Raw genomic sequence first — 21586 nt, 5'->3', positions numbered from 1 at the left:
TTTTAATTATTTGCTTAAGTGTCTTAAATGTCTTAAATGTCTAGTCAATTATTTGCTTAAGTGTCTTAAATGTCTTAAATGTCTAGTCAATTATTCACTTAAGTACCTTAACTGGCTTAATTGTCTACTTAATATTGTCTTACTTACTATTGCATTTTCTTGATAAAGCTGAGATTATTTGGAAGCTTAGGTTAAGCATGTTAGTTTAAAGAAGCAAGTTTATTTAATCAAATAGTTAATCTTTTACTTTAATAGATTACTAATGTGCTAAAAATTATCTTGAATAGATTTAACTAATAAAAAATGACTATTCCTAAATCAACAAAACATTGATTACAAAAAGTAAAAGTAAGCTTTTATTCTCTCTATCAGAGCAAATCAAATATTTTACTGGAGAATCATTGGGTATTCAATAAACTTAAATCTATTAACTTATAAAATTTGTCGGAATAAAAACTTGCTGATTGTAGCCAGACTAAAAGCTCTCAAAATAATGCCCAAAATTGATTATTAGAAAAATCGGAGTTAATCAAAGAATTATCACTATAATTTAGAATTACGATAGCTGTTTTATCAGGAGTCGCACCAGTTTTATTAGACAAATTCTCAGTTGTTATTTCATTGGCAATACGTTTAGATTCTTCTGATTCCTCATGTCAAACCTGATTATGCTCTTATGTGGCAGGTTTTGCTGCTAAAAAAAGTAATTATTGAAAATAATTTTTATGACTACACAACATTTTTTTAAACATATTCCTAAGCAGAACATTACTATTGCAGCTACATTTACAAGCGAACCAATTGAGGATTCCCTATCGTATTGGCTTACAGAAATAGGAGTTCCTTATTCAATAGAGTTTGCTCCTTACAATCAGGTATTTCAAGAACTGCTCAATCCAGCCAGCCTTCTAGCTAACAATCAAGATGGAGTTAATATAGTTCTGGTTAGATTTGAGGATTGGGAAGTAAATAAGAATCGTCTACAACTAACGGTTAATGATGAGATAAAAGCACAAATTATTGGCGATCGCTTACGTTACACCTTACCAAATCACTTAGAAATTGCTCACCTTAACCAGTATGAAACTGAGTATCTATACCAAGAAATTTTTGGCGATCGCGTCTATTTAAAACATGGAATTGTCTTCAATGAAGACGACTGTATAATCGATGTCGGAGCGAATATTGGTCTATTCACTTTATTTGCTCAGCAAAAATCCCCAAAAGGCACTATTTATGCTTTTGAGCCTGCACCCCACGCCTTTGACAAGTTAGAGACTAACGCCAAGCTCTACTGTCAAAACACTCATCTTTTTAATTGTGGATTAGGTGGTGAATCCAAAGAAGAAACCTTTACTTTCTACCCCCGATCCTCGGTTTTCTCAAGTTTTGCAGCTGATACTGAACAAGATGAAAAAGCTATTCGTTCAGTCATTATTAATATGCTGCAACGCGATCATTCTCTGGATAAAGAGTCATTAGAGAGCTTAGCTGATGAATTTATTAAGGATAGACTAGAGCAAGAAACTTATCAGGCTCAGCTGCGGACTCTTTCAGAAATTATCGAAGAATACAAGATTGAAAAGATTGATTTACTGAAACTAGATGCTGAAAAAAGCGAGTTAGCAATTCTCCAAGGAATTAAAGACAATCACTGGTCACTGATTAAACAAATCGTCATTGAAGTGCATGACCAAGAAGGCAGTACGATTAAACAGGTCATGCGTTTACTTGAAGACAAAGGCTTTAAATTTGTTGTCGATGAAGAGTCTATGTTGCACGGTTCAGGACTCTATAATATCTACGCTACTCGCCTCAACCAAAAGCACAACCCAGTATCACAGCAATTTGGACAAAACGTAGCTCAAATAGAGCAAACCGTCAGAGATTTTGGCAGTGCTTTGAAAACTGCAACAACCCTATCTCCAAATCCTCACTTAGTCTGTATCTGTCCTCCATCTCCAACTACTGATACAGCGTCTAACATCTTACATGAAAGAATGCAAGAATTGTTAGCAGCCGATCTCAATAATCTCAGCGGTGTACATCTGATAAAAAGTCAAGAATTGACTAGTATTTACCCAGTAGAAGAATACTACGATCCCTATGGAGACGAATTAGGACATATTCCCTACACACCAACCTTTTTCTGTGCTCTTGGGACGATGCTGGTGCGGAAAATCTTTGCATTGAAAAGCTATCCCTACAAAGTAATTGCCCTTGACTGCGACCATACCTTATGGAACGGTATTTGTGGGGAGGATGGAGTTACTGGAGTGAAAATCGATCCACCATTGCGATCGCTGCAAGAATTCATCATAAAGCAGCAAGCAGCAGGAAAGTTAATTTGTTTGTGTAGTAAGAATCAAGAAGAGGATGTATTTGCAGTCTTTGACCAACATCCAGATATGTTGCTTAAGCGCCATCATCTCGTCAATTGGCGGATTAACTGGCGATCAAAATCAGAGAATCTCAAGTCTTTAGCTACCGAACTACAACTGAGTTTAGATAGCTTCATTTTCATTGATGACAACCCAGTTGAGTGTGCTGAAGTTAGAGCAAACTGTCCAGAAGTCCTGACCCTCCAACTTCCGCAATGCGATCGCATCCCGCAATTTTTAGAGCATATTTGGGCTTTCGACCAACTCCAAGCCACGCAAGAAGACCAACAAAGAACTAATCTCTATCAACAGAATGTTCAGCGCCAACGTTTACAACAAGATTCTCTTTCCTTTACTGACTTCCTCGCACAACTGAACTTAGAAATTGAGATTTCTCCAATGCAAAACGAGCAACTTTCGCGGGTTGCTCAACTTACCCAACGCACCAATCAATTTAACCTCACAACAATCCGACGGTCTGAGGCTGAAATTCAACAACTTTGTAATTCAGGAAAATTAGAGTGTCGGGTGGTCAAGGTCAAAGACCGCTTTGGAGATTATGGCTTAGTGGGGCTGCTGTTGTTTGCAACTCAAGAAAATGCCCTATTTGTAGACACCTTTTTGCTTAGTTGTCGGGTACTTGGTCGTGGTGTCGAGCATAAAATGCTGTCCTATTTAGGAACTCTTGCTCAAGAAAGAGGATTAGGACAAGTCAAGCTTTTCTATATACCTACAAAGAAGAATCAACCAGCCTGGGATTTTCTGACTAGTGTTGGTAAACAATTTCAGCAGAAGAAAGATGGTAGTTGGTCATTCGAGTTTCCATCTCGAACCGCATCTGAGAGTAGTTTCATACTTATATACAATATAGATACAGTAGATAATAAGGCTACATCTCTCCGCGTCTCTGCGCCTCTGCGTGAGATAAATCCTCCCGCAGACTTCTTTGAACGCATTGCCCACAATCTATACAATCCCGAACTCATCCTCAAAGAAATTACATCCCGACAACAGCGCCAGCGTCCTCAATTAGATATAGAATTTGTTGCTCCTCGCACTCCTATAGAGAAGGCGATCGCACATCTATTTGCAGAAGTCCTCAAACTTGACAGAGTGGGTATTGATGATAACTTCTTTGAACTAGGTGGAGATTCGATTCGAGGTGCGATTCTGATTAATAAACTGCAAGCGCAGTTAAACGAGATTATTCACTTTGTTGTTTTATTTGATACTAAGGCAGTTGCTAGACTAGCCGCTTACATAGAAAAAAACTACCCACAAGCAGCAGCAAAACTCCTAGGTAAAAAAATAGCTTCAGTTATTGATACACCACAAGAGCGCATCGATGAAGCTAAAGTTTTGCAAATGCGATCGCTTATTCCCTCCATTGCTTACCCAATAGATGACGACGTAATTAAAAACCCGCCAGCTATCTTTATCCTCTCGCCTCATCGTAGCGGTTCTACCTTACTCCGCGTCATCCTGGGAGGAAACCCGCAGTTGTTCGCGCCTCCAGAATTGGAACTGCTGACGTTTAATACACTTGGAGAACGAAAAGCAGCATTTTCTGGACGTTACAGCTTTTGGACAGAAGGAACGATTCGCACAATCATGCAAATTCGGGAGTGCAGTCCAGAAGAGGCGATCGCACTTATGGAAGAATTGGAAGCGAAAAACCTCACCACCAAACAGTTCTACCAACTTATACAGCAATGGTTAGGCGATAAAATCTTGGTAGATAAGACCCCCTCCTACTCCATAGATTTAGAAACCCTCAAACGGGCGGAAATAAACTTCCAAAACCCTCTCTACATCCATCTTGTGCGTCATCCTTATGCAACGATGCGCTCTTATGAAGAAGCCAGAGTAGAGCAAACATTTCCCTATCAACATCCTTTTAATAGGCGAGAACTCGCTGAACTCGTTTGGCTGATTAGCCATCAAAATATTCTCGAATTCTTGCAACAAGTTCCCCAACACCGCCAGTATCAAGTCAAATTTGAAGACATCGTTAGCCAACCAAAGAGCAGTGTTGAGGGCTTATGCCAATTTTTAGGGCTAGAATTCCATCCTGATATGCTGCAACCATACAAAGAGAAAAAGCAGCGGATGACCGATGGCATCTATGCCCAATCTAGAATGGTGGGGGATGTAAAATTTCACGAACATCAGGGCATTAATGCTAGCACCGCAGATAGTTGGAAACAGTATTACAGCAGCGACTTTTTAGGCGATGTGACTTGGCTCTTAGCAGAGTCTTTGGGATATCAAAGAAATAACGGTGCTATTCCTAAAGTTCGTCGGGGAAATCAAACACAATCTCAAATCCCGCTTTCTTTCGCCCAGCAGCGGCTATGGGTTTTAGCGCAATTGGAGCCGGACAGCTCTTTCTACAATATGTTTAAGGCTGTTCGTCTTAACGGGCGTGTGGATATAGAAGTTTTAGAACGCAGCCTCAACGAGATTATCCGCCGTCACGAAGTTTTACGCACCACTTTTAGTGCAGTGGAGGGAACACCTGTACAAGTAATTGCTCCCCACGCAACTATGAAACTCTCGGTTGTGGACTTGCAAGGATTGTCAGGACAGCAACAGTCAGAACAATTGCAATTCTTAGCAACCCAGGATCAATTGCAACCCTTTAACCTCACCAAAGGATTGTTGCTGCGAGTCACTCTAGTGCAACTCAAGTCAGAGTCCTATGCTTTGTTATTGACTATGCACCACATTATCGGTGATGGCTGGTCAATGGGAGTATTCATCAAAGAATTTTCAAGTTTGTATCGAGGCTTTTTGGTTGGCGAAGCTTCTCCCCTCTCAGAGTTACCGATTCAATACGCAGATTTTACAATTTGGCAACGCCAATGGTTGCAAGGAAAAGCATTACAAACCTCAATCAATTACTGGAAGCAACAGTTAGCAAACGCACCACCTTTGTTGGAACTACCTACGGATAGGCCTCGTCCTTCCGTGCAAACTTTCCGAGGTTGGTGTTTTTCCTTCCAGCTAGATGCAAAACTGACAGCATCGCTGAAAGAACTCAGCCAAAAGTCAGGAACTACCTTATTTATGACTTTGATGGCGGCTTATGCGACTCTGCTGTTCCGTTACAGTGGTCAGGAAGATATTCTGTTAGGAACACCGATCGCTAGCCGCAATCATCAAGATATAGAAGGGTTAATTGGCTTTTTTGTCAATACTTTGGTGATGCGAACTCGACTAGAAGGTAATCCCAGTTTCTCGGAGCTACTAATGCAAGTCCGTTCTACTTGCATGGATGCCTACGCGAACCAAGACTTACCTTTTGAGCAAATTGTCGAAGCTTTGCAAATAGAGCGCAGTCTCAGCCACAGTCCCCTATTTCAGGTGATGTTTGCATTGCAGAATGCCCCAATGGAGCAATTAGAAACGCCTGATTTCGTCATCGCTCCTCTACATCTAGATAATGTTAACGCCAAGTTTGACCTCACATTACAGATGTGGGAAACCAACACAGACCAAGGAAACTCTCTGCAAGGGTTTTGGCAATATAACACCGATTTGTTTGATGAAGACAGAATTGCTCGCATGACTGGTCATTTCCAGACATTATTAGCGGGAATTGTGGCGAATCCTCAAGCATCAGTAGGTACATTACCATTGCTGACTGAGCGTGAACGTCATCAATTGCTAGTGGAATGGAATGATACTTACACAGCGTATCCCCATACGAAATCTATCCATCAAGTGTTTGAGGAGCAAGTAGAACAAACACCCGAATCTGTGGCGGTGGTGTATGAGGACGAATCTCTGACATATCGGGAGTTGAACGATCGCGCCAATCAATTAGCGCATTATCTGCAAAGCTTGGGAGTCGGGACAGAAGTATTAGTAGGGATTTGCGTTGAGCGCTCGCTGGAAATGATTGTCGGTATACTCGCCATACTCAAAGCAGGCGGTGCTTACGTTCCTCTAGACTCCAGCTATCCTCAAGAACGCTTGGCTCATATGCTGAATGATTCTCAGGTATCAATACTGCTGACTCAAGAACAGTTAAGAGCGCAGATACCGGAAACTAACGCTCAAATTGTATGTTTAGATACTGACTGGGAGCCAGTAATTAGCAAATATAGCCAGGAAAACCCCATCAGTGAAGCATCAAGGCATAACCTAGCTTATGTAATTTATACCTCTGGTTCTACAGGAAAGCCAAAAGGTATAACCGTAACTCATCAAGCTGTGAATCGGCTAGTGTGTAACACCAACTACGTGAAGTTAACAGCTAATCATCGAGTTGCTCAAGCCTCGAATGCAGCTTTTGATGCTGCTACCTTTGAAATTTGGGGAGCTTTGCTAAATGGAGCGAGGCTAGTAGGTATTACTAAAGAAGTTTTGCTATCGCCGCCACAACTTGCTACACAACTGCAAGAGCAGCAGATTGACTTTTTGTTTGTCACAACAGCTTTATTCAACCAGTTGGTAAGTCAAGTACCAGGAATCTTTAAAACTCTTCAAACCGTTCTATTTGGTGGGGAGGCGGTTGAACCAAACTGGGTGAGAACAGTACTGCATCAACCTCCAAAGCGACTGCTTCACGTTTATGGCCCAACGGAAAATACTACTTTTTCTTCCTGGTATTTAGTGCAAGAAGTACCAGAAGGCGCAACAAATTTACCAATTGGACAACCAATTGCTAATACACAAATCTATATCCTGGATCGTCATCTCCAACCTGTACCGATTGGCGTTCCTGGTGAACTATGTATTGGAGGTGATGGTTTAGCCAGAGGTTATCTCAACCGCCCAGATTTAACCGAGGAAAAGTTTATCCCGAATCCCATTGCTGAAGCACAATTAACTTCTAGCAAAAAGTTGTACAAAACAGGAGACTTAGCACGGTACTTACCTGACGGAAATATTGAGTTTATTGGCCGCATTGACAACCAAGTTAAAATTCGTGGCTTCCGCATTGAACTTGCAGAAATTGAGGTTGTTTTAACTCAACATCCCCAGGTAGGAGATGCGATAGTCATTGCTAGGGAAGATAAACCTGGTATTAAGAGTTTGGCAGCTTATGTTATTTCAGAAGGAAAACAGCTCACTAGTAGCGAGTTGCGATCGTTCCTTAAGGAAAAGCTTCCTGACTATATGATTCCTGCATCCTTCACAGTTCTAGAGGCTTTTCCGATTACACCCAATGGCAAAGTAGACCGCCGTGCTTTACCAGTACCAGAGTTAGAGTTAACTGACTCGACTGGCTTTGTCTCTCCCCGCACCCATGCCGAAAAAATCTTGGTGAAAATTTGGCAAGATGTTTTACGATTAAAACAAGTTTGTATTCACGACAACTTTTTTGAATTGGGTGGGGATTCCATTATTGGAATCCAAATTATCGCCAGAGCCAATCAAGCTAAATTAAAACTAACTCCAAAACAGCTATTTCAGTACCAAACTATCGCTGAGTTAGCTGCTGTAGCTGTGACAACTACCTCTAAAGAGGCAGAACAAGGCTTAGTTAAGGGTATTGTTCCCCTAACACCGATTCAGCATTGGTTCTTTGAGCGAAATTTACCCGAACCCCATCACTTTAACCAATCTTTCCTGCTAGAAGTTCCGCCAAATATACAACCGGAATTACTAGAGCAGGCATTACAAAAGTTACTGTACCATCACGATGCTTTACGGCTGCGGTTTGTGCAGCAAGCAACGCAATGGCAACAGTACAACAGTGATGTGTGCGATGAAGTATCGTTAGTTAACGCTGATTTATCTAACCTTCCGCAAGCAGAACAATCAAAAGCAATTGAGTTAAAGGCAGATGAAATACAGCGATCGCTAAATTTAGCAGATGGGCCGCTGCTGCGGGTTGTTCTATTTAACTTGGGTAAATCTTCTCCTGGACGTTTGCTCATCGTCATCCATCACTTGGCTGTCGATGGAATTTCCTGGCGGATTTTGCTAGAAGATTTATCTGAGGCATACAAACACTTAGATAGTGGAAACAACATCCAACTGCCTGCAAAAACAACTTCCTTTAAGGATTGGGCAATCCGATTACAGGATTATGCAGGCGATCGCGAACTCCACTCAGAGCTAGATTACTGGCTGCACTCAATGCGGTTCGCAATTGCTCCTTTACCGTTGGATTCTCCTGCTGTGGCGTCAGAAAACACTGTCGGCTCAAGTCGCATTGTTACTGTATTCCTGAGTTTAGAACGAACTCGTGCCCTATTGCAGGATGTCCCGGTCGCCTACAACACCCAAATTAACGATGTGCTATTGACCGCATTAGTACAAAGTTTTGCTGGATGGACAGGCTATGACTCCCTACTGATTGAATTAGAAGGTCACGGACGGGAGGACTTGTTTGAGGATATAGACTTGTCCCGAACAGTAGGCTGGTTTACCAGTATATTCCCCGTTTGCCTAAAACTTGGAGGTCTTCACCACCCTGGGGAGGCTCTTAAGTCGGTCAAGGAGCAACTGCGACGCATCCCCAACCGAGGTATTGGTTATGGCATCCTGCGGTATCTGAGCCACCATGCAACCATACACAAGCAATTTGAGCTGCTTCCTCAAGCTCAAGTAAGCTTCAACTACTTGGGTCAATTCGACCAAACGCACCTAGCACCCCTTGGTTGGAAATATGCCCAAGAGTCTAGCGGTTCTATTCACAGTCCCAAAGGACAGCGCCGCCATTTGTTGAATGTGAATGGATTAGTGATTGAAGGCAGATTGCAACTGGAGTGGAAATATAGCGAGGCTTTCCATCACCAAGCTACTGTAGAAAACTTGGCTAAAAACTATGTGAAAGTCTTAGAAGCTATTATCGACCACTGCTTATCTCCAGAAGCAGGAGGTTATACTCCTTCAGATTTCCCTGAAGTTGGTTTAAGCCAAGAAGCGTTGGACGAACTGCTAGCAGAAATTGAATGAAGTTGTTCACAATTCATCTCTATCAAGAGATAAATTGCCCTCACTTTGTCCATTGTTTTAATTATTCCACACCAACCTTATTCATTATTTATGACAATCTCGAAAGCTACACTCACAACCACGCGTGATACAGGGGTTTTGGTTAATAAGTTTGCTTCCAAAATCTCCTGCATTTCTTATCAGAGTATGCGTCGGTCTAGCAGAGTATTGAGAGAATTTGTACTTTATTATTTTCCAATTTATAACCTCTCAATGAATGACTTCTTTCGGTTTTATCCCATCTTAGGGTTTATTGAAGCTCTGGTTTATCAAACTGATGATGAAGTTGAAAAAATTCAAAGTGAGGGCTACGAAAAACTGCATGCCTCTCCTTGGCATTCTAAGCAAGAAATGATTTTAGCTGTTTTAGAGGAGTATAATCTCAGGCATTGTCAAGTTGAATTTTATATGCAAAAACTGGGAGAGTATTTTGAATTAGAAACCCAGATATTAGCTACATCTCATGTGACTCATGGAATGATTAAAAAGGCGGCTGAGTTACGTTCTTCAGACTATCGAGTTTTACATTGTACTTTGCTCAAGATGTTAGGTTTAAATTACTCAGAAGAGGAATTAAATGAAGAGTTGAGATTGATGTGGCCTTTAGAAGTTTTAAATGACATTGAAGATGATTTGATGTTTTATTCTGAGGATGTAGCAGCTAAACATTATAATACCTACAGAATGTTTGTGAAAGTTTATGGAGAAAAAGCCCCTTATTACTTAAAGAAAGAATTAGATTTTTATGAGAGTCTATTTCATAAACAGATAGGGAGATTTTCAGGAATTAAACGAGAATCTTTCATCAAACCTTGGAATGCCTATCGTCTTGATCATCCTGTACCAGTTATTCCTGAACCAATACTTGAAGATTAATATTAAGTATTGCTAATGGCTAATAACCAATTGCTACTTGTTTATTTATTGAAGCTATTGGTTATTAGCAACTTGATATGTACTGTGGAAAAAAAGGAAGATTAAAACTCAAAATAAACTTTTTAGTAAAAGCGTAGGGGTAGGATGCTGGAAAAACAGCGTGGTGTAACAATATGGTTAACTGGTTTGAGCGGTGCTGGCAAAACCACCATCTGCCGATTTTTGGAAACAGAACTGCGATCGCAAGGGTATAAAATTGAGGTACTAGACGGCGATATAGTTCGCCAAAACTTAAGTAAGGGATTAACTTTCAGCAAGGAGGATAGAGACGAAAATATTCGGCGAATTGGTTTTGTAGCTCAACTGCTAACTAGAAATAATGTCATTGTACTGGTTTCGGTAATTTCGCCATATCGAGCAATCCGTGAAGAAGTTAAAGAACGGATTGGAGATTTTATTGAGGTGTATGTTAATGCACCATTAGAAGTTTGCGAACAGCGAGATGTCAAAGGTTTATATAAAAAAGCTAGAGCTGGTGAAATCAAAAATTTTACTGGAATTGATGATTTGTATGAAATACCTCTTGAGCCTGATGTTGAATGCAAAACGAATCAAGAAAGTGTTGTGCAAAGCGCAAATAAAGTTTTAATTAGGTTGGAAGAATTGGGGTACATCAATTCTCTGTTGTTGCCGCAATTTCAAAACAATTACTCGCGGATCTAATGATTTTGTTTGAGTTGTGGAAATTATTGAACCGCCATCGCGCAGCGTCTCGCAGAGAAGCCGCCAAGTCGCCAAGAGAAGAAGGGAAGGAGTTCGAGAATCATTTAGGGCTGCTGTATGATGAAAAGTAGGAAAAAGTAAAATGATTTTAGTAAAAGAAAAGGGATTGTGTAAACTTTTTGTTGAAGTTGGACGACAGCAATATTCTCTTGCTGCGATGGGTACTAATTTTGCTAACAATGATGAAGTAGCATGGAATCGTTTTGTTACCGCTTTATTATCAGCAAAGGGTGATTCTGCTGTTGAAGTAGTATATAAATATCTCGTAGATGCAGTTTTTGAATATAACAAACGCCATAATACAGAAGTCAATATCAAAATTGTTTATAATTACTTTATTGCTAAAATTATTCGTTCAATCTTTGTTGAAATATCGGAACTAGAGAAAAATTGGTATTTTATTTGTCGCTCCGCAGAAATTCCCAAGCCTGGAGATTTTGTTACTGTTCAAATTTTTCAGGAACCGTTGGTAGCTGTACGCCAAGCAGACGGAACGATTCGCGTTTTTCTGAATGTCTGCACTCATCGCCAAGCACCAGTTTTTGAAGGTCACGGTTGTGTAGGTGTAGATAAAACGGCTCTTTGTCCTTATCATGGATGGGCTTTTGGTGTAGATGGTCATTGCAAGAATGCACCAGGGGCAAATAGAGGAGAGTTTGGTACTGACTTTGACCTGAAAAACTACAGTTTGCAGGAATTTGAGGTCAAAATTGATGAGAATCAAGGGGTTTTTGCCAAACTTTTAGAACAGGACTTACGCAGTAGTAACGGAAAAACGAACCGCAAAGGACACGAAGAACGCAAAGGAAAGAGGCTTTTGGAGAGTTTTTGCGTCAGTCCTACAGAAAATAGTCACCTCAAAGAAGAATCACAACCTGAAAACCAGCAAAATATCGGGGTAGAAATTACCAATCTGCTCAATTGTGTGAGTCCAGGCTATGCAGATGGGGAAACTGCCACACTTCCTGAACAAATCCGCCTCTGGTTGAGAATTGGTTATTTAGAAGCAGAACTAATACAGCTAATTGCAGATATTAATCAAGGACGAACAGGCGATAGTCGCCAATTAATGTTGGAGTCGTTAATAGGGGAACTTAAACAAGCTATCCTGACCGTCGATAGTGATGGGTCAACACCAGAACTGAATGAAGTGCTTCAACGAGTTTATAACAGTAGTGACGAGCAAAGGCAGTTTATAGAGTATCCCAAAATTGATACTGATGGGGTAGAATATTCCGAATTATCTGAAAGAAGGCAAGCATTACCAATCTGGATTTATGGCGATGCAACGTTGTTTGCTCTGGAAGTTGAGCATTTAATTAAACCAACTTGGCAATTTGTTTGTCATATCAACGAAGTTCCGCAACCGGGTAATTTCACTTGGCTGGATATTGTCGGTGAACGAGCCTACGTTATTCGGACTGCTAGCGGTGAATTGTTCGCTGGTAAACTTCAGGATGTCACACAACGGGGGAGCTATCCAAAATTTGGTTTACCCAACTACGGTTTAGAACCCATCGACATTGATGTTTTTTATGGATTTATTTTCATTCGTTTTACTTGGGAAGGCTCAAGATTAGCTGAAAGTTGGTATCTACCTGGTTTATTAGAACCCTACCAACTGGAAAATATGCAACCCATTGGTGGAGTTGGTCAGTATGACATTAATGTGGAGGTTGATTACAAGCTGCTGTGGGAAAACTTCTTAGAAGATTATCACTTTCCCATGATGCACAAAGGTTTAACTCGGCGGTTTGGGGTGTCGAGCGATTGTGAAGGCATCAACGGCATGATTATTCCCATGCGTGATCCGGCTTCACCCAGCTTAACCCCAATCGAGCGACAATATTATGATTGCGCTAAAGTGATCGCTCGACATTCTTGGGAACGTGAGCAGGAATTACAAGATTTTGCGTCTGAAAACTATTCTTTGCCCGAAACGCTGTGTTACTCAGCCTTCTGCTCGATGTCGGCGCAAGAAGAAATCCCCATGCCTTTTTCTTTGAGCGTATTTCCCGAACACGTCCAAACTTTTTCGTTAGTTCCCGCCGGGCCAAGAGAGTGCCGTTTTCACGTTCGCAGTTACGGGCATATCCTCAACCCTCACGACACCAATACTAAAGCTATTGAAGAGGCGCGTCTAGCGAATATCCAACTGCTTTTGGAATCGTTGCATGAGGACATTCGCGTTAACTATATCTGTCAAGACAGCGTTTCATCGCGCCTGTTCGAGAAAATCGGAGTATTTAGTATTGCCGAGTTTGATGTTGCTAAGTTTCAGGAGGCTATCCGCGCCAAGCTACCAATAACCAGTCGTCAGAGGAAACCATTATGACTGAAGGTATAGGAATTCACTTATCTTCCCCCTTGCTCCCTGCTCCCTTGCCTCTTCTTAGGTACTTATAACATGAAACTAGATGACCGCAATCAATCCACGCAAAACGCCCTCCATATTCAGGGCATAATTGCGATCGCGCTCGTCAGTTTAATATGGGCGACGACCTTCCCACTTACTAAAGATGCAGTCACTAGCTTTTCGCCAGCTGTACTTACCGCCAGCCGTTTCACCATTGCAGCAGCGATCTTTACCCCATATTTACGCTCCTTAAACGCTCAAATATTACGCGATGGCACAGTTTTAGGACTTCTACTTTTCGCTTGCTTTGCCTTCCAGGCAATCGGGCTAGAAACCGCCAATGCCAACCGAGGAGGATTCATTTTTAGCCTAAATGTGATCATTGTACCCCTGTTAGCAGCGTTATTCGGTCAACCCTTGCTGCTTAAAACTGTACTCGCCGCCATAGTTTCCCTCATAGGTATCGGCATTATGTGCTGGGAAAACGGCTCTCTAGGTATAGGTGACTTGTTGTTATTTGGCGAAACGTTCATTTACGGGGTTTATATGCTGGTACTCCAGGGAACGGCACAACGCCACTCAACTCTATCCCTGACGGCCATCCAACTGTGGATTGTAGCAGTGTTAAGCGCCGTCTGGGCAGCACCGGAGATGGTCGGGCAATTTGAGGCTCTGAGCAATAACTATGGCATTATCCTCTACCTCAGTCTGGTAGGAACTGCTGGCACTATCTGGTTAGAAACAATAGGCCAGCAATGGATTTCAGCTTCCGAGGCGGCGCTATTGTGTACCCTCGATCCGGTACTCACGTCCGTTTTTTCCTTTTGGCTACTCGGCGAGAAGTTTGGAGTACGCGGTTTGATTGGCACGGTTTTAGTACTAACTGCATTGATTTTAAGTCAGAGTAAATCTCAATATATAGACCGAAAATTAATATTTGGCGCAGAAGATATTTAAAAATTAGTAATTTTAACTTTCTTTTTTCTCCTATACGACCTTGGTTCAAACTATGCTGAAGTTTTCGATTGAATTTCGACCTCCTATTCCTCCTGCAAAAACTTTGACTATAGGGACATTGGGGCCTAGTGGTACTAGTAGTGACTATGCTTCAAGCTATATAGTCAAACAATTAGAGTCAGAACAATTGACTGGAGAAATTCAGTTATTTGATAGCTTTCCAGATGTTAAAAAAGCTTTGCTGCAAGACAAAGTAGATTTGGCTCTAGTTCCTCATGCTTATCAATTGATTAATGAGTTTTATATGGAGCCAAGTTTTGATTTAGGTTTCATTTTTATCTATCCGACTCCAGTTTATGGATTGGCTAAAAAGAAAAATACAGAGGTAATTTTTAAAGGAGCTAGACTTGTTACCCATCCTGCGCCCTTACCTTTGTTGTCAAGACTCTTACCAGACTCCCAAGACCAATCAGAAATTCAGGTTGATTTGTCTCTTTCTACTAGTGATGCAGCAATTCAAGTACAGCAGGGTTTAGCTACTCTAGCTATTACTAATGCAAACGCTGTTGACGCTTATGATTTGGAGTTTATTTCCATTTATGGAAAAATTCCTATGAGTTGGTCGATTTTTTATAAAAAAATAGCAGAAAATCATGTCTAAATTTTTTCCAACTCCCAAAAACACAAAAATTAATTCCGATGTAGAGTTAATAGCTTATGAATGTCAAGACACGCTTGTTCAATTAGTATATCTTGCTCCTGGAGCTAACTTTGCACTACATGAACATTTAGAAAGTCAGATGGGGATGATAATTTCTGGTCGTTTACAAATGAACGTCAACGGAATTAAAGAAATTATTGAGCCGCTGCAACAAGCCTATATTGCAAATGCTTATGTTCCGCACGGTTCTGTAAATGTTTTTCCAGAAACAACGCTAGTATTCGATGTAAAACGCATCATAAATTCTTCAGAAAAAGCTGACGAAGTGTTTCTGAAGGTATCGCCTACAAAAGATGATATTACGGGTTTTTTATGCCAGTCTATTGTTGCTTCTTGGTTTGAAATTGCAATTACTGAAATTCCGCCAGGAGGTATAATTCCAATGCACCAATCTGCTAGCGAACAAATGGGAATAATCCTCAATGGTCAATTGCTCATGTCTGTGGGAGAAGAACAGCAACAGCTAGCTTATGGTAATATTTATTATGCACCATCTGATGTGTTTTGTGGAGGATATAATTCCTCTGATGAAGTAGTATCTTTGGTAAAAATTTTGATTCCACCTTGTTCTTATTTCTCTGATCAAGATGCTTCTTTTAGTAAAATAACTGCGCGATCGCTAACTGCAACCTAGAGGACTATTAACATGGATTTAGGACTAACAGGTAAAGTAGCTTTAGTGACAGGAGGAAGTGCTGGCATTGGTTATGCTATCGCTCAAAAACTGGCAGCAGAAGGTTGTCATTTAATAATTTGTGGGAGAAATGCAGACCGATTAGAACAAGCCTATCAAAGTTTAGTTAATTCTCCAGCTAAAATTATTACCTCCTTGGCTGATGTTCAAAAGGCAATTGACTCTGAAAAATTAGTGCAGTTAGCTCTCAATCAATTTGGGAAAATTGACATTTTGGTAAATAATTCTGATGGAGCTAAATTTTCCAGCGTCGCAGTAGAAAACCTATCTGATGAAGATTGGGGAACTGTGTTTGAAGGAAAATTAATGGGCTACATCCGCATGACCAATCTGGTTTTACCTATTATGAAAAATCAGCAATGGGGGAGAATTGTAAATATTATTGGCACATCCGGGAAAGAACCTTCCCCTCGTTTAATTAAATCAGGAGTAGCGAATGCAGCATTAATCAACTTTACCAAATCTGTAGCTACACAAGTTGCCAAGTGGAATGTGTTAGTTAACTCTGTTAATCCTGGTATTATTGATACACCAAGACATAGAGAATATCTAAAGGTATTTGCCCAAAAGGAAGACCGAAATATTGATGCGATCGCAGCAGGTATAGATAATACCATTCCTATCGGTCGTCGGGGTCTTTCTGATGAGGTTGCCAATTTAGTTGCTTTTCTCAGTTCAGAATGCGCTAGTTATATCACTGGTGTAACTATTCCAGTTGATGGCGGATTATCTACAGCAGCTTTTTAATAATAAATCTAAGCATTTCTTACCAGATCTTTTTTATCTCACGCAAAGGCGCAAAGGAATAAAACTGCTGTAAATTGTATTTTCTTTCTCTACGCTCTCTGCGTCTTGGCGGTTAATTAAAAATATATATTATAAAAAACACAGCAATGGTAGTTCTACAAAATCAAAATAAAACTAAAGAAATTGAAGCCATTTATCCCTTTTCGCCAATGCAGCAGGGGATGCTATTTCATACTCTCTATCAGCCTGAATCAAGAATATACTTTGAGCAGTTTCGCTTCACTATTCATGGCGAATTAAACAAGAGCGCGTTTGAGCAAGCTTGGCAACAGGTGGTGCAGAGACACTCGGCTTTACGGACTCTTTTTGTTTGGAATAACCGCAAACAGCCAGTGCAAGTAGTGCGTAAACAAGTTAATTTACCTTGGGTTAACAGAGACTTGCATTTGCTCTCAACTGAGGAACAGCAATCGCAAATTAATTCTTTCTTGAATACAGATAAAGAGCAAAGTTTTGAACTTGACAAATCTCCCTTGATGCGGTTTGTTTTATTTCGGTTAGCAGACGAAACTTATCATTTTGTCTGGAGCTTTCATCATATATTACTTGATGGTTGGAGTTGGCCGATTCTCTTCAAAGAAATCTTTGCTTTTTACGATTCTATAAACAACAATCAACAATTATATTTAGCTCCATCTCGCCCTTACCGAGACTACATTAATTGGTTACAGCAGCAAGACAAATCTAGTGCAGAGGGATTTTGGCGGCGAACTCTTGAGGCTTTTACTGCTCCTACACCTTTGGTTGTGGAACAAGCAGTAGGGCAGACTACTCACCAAAAGCAAACCAGTTATATTCGACACCAACATCTATCAGCTGAGGCAACTGCTAACTTAAAATCTTTTGCCCAACAGCATCATCTTACCGTTTCTACATTGGTGCAGGCAGCTTGGGCATTGTTACTGAGTCGCTACAGTGGTGAGTCTGATGTGGTGTTTGGGGCAACGGTGTCTGGTCGTCCTCATAACTTATCTGGTGTAGAGTCGATGGTGGGGTTGTTTATTAATACCCTACCTGTACGGATAAAAATCCCTGAAACAACCGATTTGTTGCCTTGGCTGGCGCAATTGCAACAAGAGCATATAGAACGAGAGCAGTATTCATACATCTCACTGGTAGATATTCAAGGCGTGAGTGAAATTCCTCGGAATCAACCTTTGTTTGAAAGCATTGTCGTGTTTGAGAACTATCCTGTAAACGCCACACTACAAGCACTTCCAGGAAATTTGAGAATAAGCGATCGCCAAGCGCTGGGAGAAACAAATTATCCCTTAACGGTGGTGGCAATTCCCGGTGAAGAACTGGTAATCAAAATCAACTACGATCGCAATCGCTTTGACGCAGATACCATTGACCGCATGATTGGTCATTTGCTCACGCTGTTACAGGGGATTGTTGCGTTACCTCATCGCAGTGCAGGCGAACTACCGCTACTCACACCAGCAGAACAAGATTTACTCTTAGTAGAGTGGAATGCTACCCAAGCAGTCCATCCCATAAATTATTGCATCCATCAATTATTTGAGCAGCAAGTTGAAAAAACACCCGAATCTGTGGCGGTGGTGTATGACAACCAACAATTGACCTATTTAGAGTTAAATCAACGTGCCAATAAATTAGCGCACCATCTACAACGTTTGGGCGTCAAACCAAATGTACCCGTGGGGATTTGTCTAGAACGCTCTCTAGAGGCGGCAGTTGCCATATTAGGAATCCTCAAAGCTGGGGGCGCTTGTGTTCCGCTTGACCCTACTTATCCCCCAGAGCGTTTAGCATTTATGCTCAGCGATTCTCAAGCAGCGGTCGTCTTAACTCAAACACGTTGTAAATCGTTGCTGAATGGCAACTTTGCTCATCATCTCATTGTGTTAGATGATGATTGGGAGGAAATCGGCGAAGAAGCTGAATTTAATCCACAAGTTGAAGTAAAAGCTGATAATTTAGCTTACATAATATATACTTCTGGGTCTACAGGAACTCCTAAAGGTACTCTTGTCCCCCATCGATCGCTCACCAATTTAATCGAACACCATCAGGCAAAGATGTTAACAGGCGTGGGTGTTCTTCAGTTTGCTTCCCTCAGCTTTGATGTCAGCTATCACGAAATGTTTGCGGCGTGGGGTTTGGGTGGAACGCTGTATATGATTCCCGAAAGCGATCGCAAAGATTTAGATAAATTAATTCAGTTACTTGCATTTGAACCAATTGCCAAAGTTTTTCTTCCCGTCACCTTATGGCAACAATTAGCAGAAATATACGGAGAAGAAGAACATCTATTTAAGAACATTAGAGAAGCGATCGCCTGTGGCGAACAACTCCAGATTACGCAACCAATGATTAAGCTGTTTCAGCGTTTGGAGAATTGTAGACTCTATAATTTCTACGGCCCCACAGAAGCAGATTTAGTCACAGCTTATACTTTTAGCGACAAACCAGAAGAGTGGCCAATTTATCCACCAATTGGTAAGCCTGCTGTTAATGTGCAAGTTTATCTATTAGAGCGCAATCTCCAGCCTGTGCCGATTGGGGTTCCTGGTGAACTCTACGTTAGTGGTGATGGTTTAGCTCATGGCTACCTCAACCGTCCAGATTTGACAGAGCAAAAATTTGTTCCAAATCCCTTTGCGGAGACAGAAGGCAGAAGGCTATACAAAACTGGCGACTTAGCTAAATATTTACCAGATGGCAATATTGAATTTTTGGGACGGATAGACGATTTAGTAAAAGTCCGGGGTTTTCGGGTTGAACTTGGTGAAGTTGAAGCAGTCTTGAGCAAACATCCCCAAATTAACCAGGCAATCGCTAAGGTGTTTGGGGAAAGTGCCAGAGAAAAATATTTAGTCGCTTACTTCGTACCAATTCAAGGACAGACAATCACCGTCGAACAGTTGCGTAATTTTCTTCAAGACCAGTTGCCAGATTACATGATTCCATCGGCTTTTGTACAGATGGAGTCATTCCCTCTGACACCCAACGGTAAAGTTAACCGTCGCGCTTTAAGCGAACCGACGACCAGCCGACCGGAATTAGCTCAAACTTTTGTTGCACCCCGGACTCCCACCGAAGAAATTTTGGCAGGTATTTGGAGGGATGTTTTGGGGTTAGAACAAGTTGGGATTTACGACAACTTCTTTAATTTGGGAGGACATTCTTTACTTGCTACCCAGGTAATTTCTCTGACACGCAAAGCATTTAAGATAGAATTACCTCTACGAAGTTTATTTGAATCACCTGCGATCGCAACTTTAGCTAGAACAGTTGAGGCGGCTAGTCAGCAAGAACTTTCAGCAGAAATCATACCATTAAAAGCCGTCTGGCGTGACGGAGTACGGCCAATTTCCTTAACTCAATTAGAGTTTTGGTTTTTTGAGCAATTCTATCCTGGCAATCCTGTTTACAACTTGCCGCTAATCTATCGCGTGACGGGTTCACTAGATGTTAAGGCGTTAGAGCAGAGTTTAAAAGAAATTGTGCGACGACACGAAACCTTGCGAACTACCTTTAAGGTTGAGAACGGACAAGTGGTTTATACAATTTCCTCTGAGCCTGTCTTTGACTTCGCCGTAATAGACTCACAAGACATCCCGGAAACTGAAGCGAAACGACAAGCTGAGAAGGAGATTAAACAGCCTTTCGATTTGGCGCGAGGGCCGTTATTGCGGAGTAAACTTTGGCGTTTGAGTGAAACCGAGTATTTGCTGGTTGTCACTACACACCATATTGTCGCCGACGGTTGGTCTTTTAGCGTCTTGACTCAAGAACTGGCAACCCTTTACGAAGCTTTTTCTCAAGGCAAACCCTCCCCGCTAACCGAGTTACCTATCCAATATGCAGACTTTGCTAATTGGCAACGGCAATGGTTACAAGGGCAAGTTTTAGAATCACAGATGCAATTCTGGAAACAACACTTAGGTGTTACCCCTCCAGTCTTGAAACTACCAACTGACCATCCACGTCCAGCAGTGCGAACCTTCGCAGGTGCGCGTCAACCTTTGGTAATTTCCAAAGACTTAACCAAAGCACTCAAAGCATTAAGTCAGCAGGAAGGCGTAACCCTATTTATGACCTTGTTAGCAGCACTCAAGACATTACTTTTCTGCTACACAGGGCAACCAGACATCATTGTTAGCAGCACCGTTGCCAATCGTAACCGCCCAGAAACAGAAGGATTGATTGGTTTCTTTGTCCATTTACTACCATTTTGCACCAACTTAGAAGGCAATCCCACCTTCCGAGAACTACTGCGGCGAGTGCGGGAAGTGGCTTTAGGAGTGTATACACATCAGGAAATGCCCTTTATCAAACTAGTAGAAGAACTGCAACCAGTTAGAGATAGTTACACACTGCTAGCTCAGGTAATGTTTGTTTTTCAAAACACTCCAGAAGATGATTTAAAACTGGCAAATTTGACTTTAAAAGAGGAATTTATTGCAACCGATACCAAAGATACAGCAGAGTTTGATTTAAATCTTACACTCCAAGAAACATCAGAGGAAATTGAAGGCGCTTTAGTCTACAAAACCGATTTGTTTGAAGCTACTACTATTACCAGAATGGTGACGATATTTCAAAGATTGCTTGAATATATTGTTTCTAATCCTGACCAACGTATTAGTGAACTTCCCTTTTTATCAGAAGAAAAAAGTTTACCAATTCAAAATTCCAAATTACCTATAGCTACGAAAACTCCTCAAAACAATTTTATTGAACCTGCCAACCCTATGGAGGAAGTTATATTAGCTACTTGGAAAGAGGTTTTAGGATTAGAACATATTAGTACTCAAGATAACTTCTTCGACCTTGGAGGACATTCCGCTCTTGTTCTGCAACTCACATACAAATTACAAAAAGCTTTGCAAATAGAATTACCCTTAGTTTTCCTATTTGAAAAACCTACTATAGTTCAGCAAGCAGAAGCTATCCGCAATTTACTAAACAGTAGACCTCCTACATAAGTATTTATTTATCTCACGCAGAGGCGCAGAGGCTCAGAGAAAGAGTATATAATCGGGACTTTTGCAAGGAGTTTAGTTTATAAACCACAAAATATCAATATT

At 41.1% G+C, this 21586-nt stretch carries 9 protein-coding genes; all 9 read left to right on the top strand.

The window, feature by feature from the left end; translation table 11 throughout:
* Nucleotides 1-725: 725 nt before the first annotated feature.
* Nucleotides 726-9296 carry a non-ribosomal peptide synthetase gene (locus tag HCR01_RS17340; protein WP_193197381.1) on the top strand — a complete coding sequence of 2857 codons (8571 nt, stop codon included), beginning with the start codon at nucleotides 726-728 and terminating at the stop codon, nucleotides 9294-9296.
* A gap of 45 nt (nucleotides 9297-9341) precedes the next feature.
* Nucleotides 9342-10211, top strand: coding sequence for a hypothetical protein (locus HCR01_RS17335; protein ID WP_193197380.1), 870 nt, complete (start codon nucleotides 9342-9344; stop codon nucleotides 10209-10211).
* Between the two features lie 144 nt (nucleotides 10212-10355).
* Nucleotides 10356-10934, top strand: a complete 579-nt coding sequence (gene cysC / locus HCR01_RS17330; protein ID WP_193197379.1) for an adenylyl-sulfate kinase — start codon at nucleotides 10356-10358, stop codon at nucleotides 10932-10934.
* 142 nt (nucleotides 10935-11076) lie between these two features.
* Nucleotides 11077-13329 (top strand): Rieske 2Fe-2S domain-containing protein, encoded by a 2253-nt coding sequence (locus HCR01_RS40455; protein ID WP_193197378.1) that lies wholly within the window; start codon nucleotides 11077-11079, stop codon nucleotides 13327-13329.
* A gap of 72 nt (nucleotides 13330-13401) precedes the next feature.
* Nucleotides 13402-14307, top strand: a complete 906-nt coding sequence (locus HCR01_RS17320) for a DMT family transporter (RefSeq protein ID WP_193197377.1) — start codon at nucleotides 13402-13404, stop codon at nucleotides 14305-14307.
* Nucleotides 14308-14359: 52 nt separating this feature from the next.
* On the top strand, nucleotides 14360-14968 hold the full coding sequence (locus tag HCR01_RS17315; RefSeq protein ID WP_193197376.1) for a LysR family transcriptional regulator: 609 nt from the start codon (nucleotides 14360-14362) through the stop codon (nucleotides 14966-14968).
* On the top strand, nucleotides 14961-15662 hold the full coding sequence (locus tag HCR01_RS17310; protein ID WP_193197375.1) for a cupin domain-containing protein: 702 nt from the start codon (nucleotides 14961-14963) through the stop codon (nucleotides 15660-15662). The genes HCR01_RS17315 and HCR01_RS17310 overlap by 8 nt, the downstream gene beginning before the upstream one ends.
* 12 nt (nucleotides 15663-15674) lie before the next feature.
* Nucleotides 15675-16469 (top strand): SDR family oxidoreductase, encoded by a 795-nt coding sequence (locus HCR01_RS17305; protein ID WP_193197374.1) that lies wholly within the window; start codon nucleotides 15675-15677, stop codon nucleotides 16467-16469.
* A 146-nt stretch (nucleotides 16470-16615) separates the two neighbouring features.
* Nucleotides 16616-21484: a non-ribosomal peptide synthetase gene (locus HCR01_RS17300; RefSeq protein WP_193197373.1), complete on the top strand. Its 4869-nt coding sequence runs from the start codon at nucleotides 16616-16618 to the stop codon at nucleotides 21482-21484.
* Nucleotides 21485-21586 lie beyond the last annotated feature (102 nt).

The sequence above is a fragment of the Nostoc sp. MG11 genome, assembly GCF_014904695.1.
Lineage (GTDB): Bacteria > Cyanobacteriota > Cyanobacteriia > Cyanobacteriales > Nostocaceae > Komarekiella.
The sequence above is the reverse complement of the archived record's forward strand: the minus strand, read 5'-3'. Positions and strand labels throughout refer to the sequence as shown.